The sequence below is a fragment of the Desulfovibrio piger ATCC 29098 genome, assembly GCF_000156375.1.
Lineage (GTDB): Bacteria > Desulfobacterota > Desulfovibrionia > Desulfovibrionales > Desulfovibrionaceae > Desulfovibrio > Desulfovibrio piger.
In genome coordinates this window covers 1-1,707 of the sequence record NZ_DS996365.1, presented here as the reverse complement: position 1 = coordinate 1,707, position 1,707 = coordinate 1, and the positions used below count along the sequence as shown (strand labels likewise).

Below are 1,707 nucleotides of genomic sequence, written 5' to 3'. Positions count from 1 at the left end.
CGTCACACGTCTGTTGCGGCTTTTGGCGGGCGCTGTATAGGTAACGCCGTGCTGTTCCGCGAAAAGCTGCGCCAGCCGGGAAAGCTGATGGATATTCATATCCTTGCGGCTGGATACGCCGAACTCCGAACGCAGCAAGGCCCGGAAGGCTTCCTCATCCATGTGCGGAAGCTGCTTTCTGGCAATTTCAATCTTGCGATACAGGCCGAGACGCATTTTCCGGTTATCCACGGCGACGCTCCTTGTGTACGGTCACTTCTTCAACCGGTACGAACACGCGCTTTCCTCCCAACGAAACATTGACCACCCAGCGCCCTGTGTAGTCCAGAATCGGCTCCGTGTTCGTCCAGGTGCCTTCATAAAAGCCGTCCGCGCGCCGCACAGACACGCGGGAATTGCAGGGAATGTCAGGGGCCGGGGCGGGCGTTTCCAGCCCGCACAAGGCAAGTTCCGCCGCCAGACGGGCTATTCCGTCCCGGTCGAAGAAGCGCGGCGCGCCGTCTTCCGCATCAAGCCAGCGTCGGGCCAGCCGCACGCGGTAAAAGCCTTCCGGGCCGCCGTGCAACGGAGCCGGGGAAAGCTCCAGCTTCGCGCGCTCTTCTCCGTTGCGCACACTGATGGACGCGCAGAATTTCCGGTTGTCCTTCCGCATGATCTTACCTCATGGCGGTATGCTTCACGCGGTCTCGAAGTTCCGCTTTCTTGGCATTGTTGAATCGATCAACCGTGCCCACCAGGTAGCCCGTGATGCGCCGGATGCGTTCGAACTTTACGCCTTCGCCAATGTAAATTTTTCCGTCCCGCTCAATGCTGGGAAGGTTCGGTATTACTTCCGTCATTGTTCTGTCTCATGGCTGCTCGTCAGGCCGGAGCCGCCACGCTCCGGCGACGGCCCCATGCGGAGCCGTTTCGCTTGAGGTTATCCCTCGTCCGGAGCCGTATCGCTGTCTCCCCTGAGCCATGCCAAAACATCCGCGATTCCCTGTTCATAACTCATGCCGGGATAGCGGGTTCCTTCGTCAATGCCTTCCACTGCCCAGTTTTCCACGCGGGCAATTTCGGTTTCAGTTCTTACGACTTTCATGGTTACATCTCCTTTTGGTGTATTCAGAACAACGAAAGTTGCTCCATTTTTGCCACTGTTTTTGTGTCAGTTTTGACACGCGCGGCGCTTGCCATCTTCGGCTCCGGCGGCGTCTCCGGCCCGGAAAAGTGGCCTTCCAGCCATGCCCGCGCTTCTTCCCTGTCCAGCGGGCGGATGCTCCCTCCCCAGACCAGGCTCCTCCGGGTTTCCCATGCCTCGCGTACTTCCAGGGCAAGGTGATTGCCCCACAGAACCACACCGTCCAGATTGAAAAACATGAGGTTCAAGGCCGTCATACGTGCGCAGTTCAGGTCTATGTCCTGACCTACGAATATTGCCCGTCCGTTCTGCTCGAACGTCTGTTCCTTGGCCGCCGCTATCAGGCAGGCTCCCGCGCCGCAGGCGGGGTCAAGAACCTTGAAACGGCCCGTTTCCGGCGGTGCCGTGTGCGTTATCTTGGCCATAAGCCGCGCCACGGAAGACGGAGTGAAATACTGACCGGTGTAATGGTTCGCCGCGTATTCTTCATACAGCGGCCCCAGCGTTTCCTCATTTGTCGTCCGCATATAGTCCAGAAGGTAGGCGGTGGCGTTAGCGAAGTGATCCGCCGCCCTTTGCCCCAT

5 protein-coding genes and 1 other RNA gene are annotated in these 1,707 nt (G+C 58.9%); all 6 read right to left on the bottom strand.

Features of this window, described 5'->3' with window-relative positions:
* The coding region (locus tag DESPIG_RS12445; protein WP_006009400.1) for a phage protein GemA/Gp16 family protein at window positions 1-216 on the bottom strand (216 nt) is incomplete at its 3' end.
* 7 nt (window positions 217-223) lie between these two features.
* The gene (locus DESPIG_RS12440) at window positions 224-652 is read right to left on the bottom strand and encodes a hypothetical protein (protein ID WP_006009416.1); all 429 of its coding nucleotides are present in this window, start codon (window positions 650-652) and stop codon (window positions 224-226) included.
* Between the two features lie 4 nt (window positions 653-656).
* The gene (nrdD, locus tag DESPIG_RS12435) at window positions 657-839 is read right to left on the bottom strand and encodes an anaerobic ribonucleoside-triphosphate reductase (protein WP_006009413.1); all 183 of its coding nucleotides are present in this window, start codon (window positions 837-839) and stop codon (window positions 657-659) included.
* Window positions 840-848: 9 nt separating this feature from the next.
* An RNA gene (locus DESPIG_RS13415) (hammerhead ribozyme type II) lies at window positions 849-915 on the bottom strand.
* Window positions 916-919: 4 nt separating this feature from the next.
* Window positions 920-1,084: a hypothetical protein gene (locus tag DESPIG_RS13935; RefSeq protein WP_006009411.1), complete on the bottom strand. Its 165-nt coding sequence runs from the start codon at window positions 1,082-1,084 to the stop codon at window positions 920-922.
* A gap of 23 nt (window positions 1,085-1,107) precedes the next feature.
* A partial coding sequence (locus DESPIG_RS12430) for an N-6 DNA methylase (protein ID WP_006009409.1) occupies window positions 1,108-1,707 on the bottom strand: 600 nt, incomplete at its 5' end.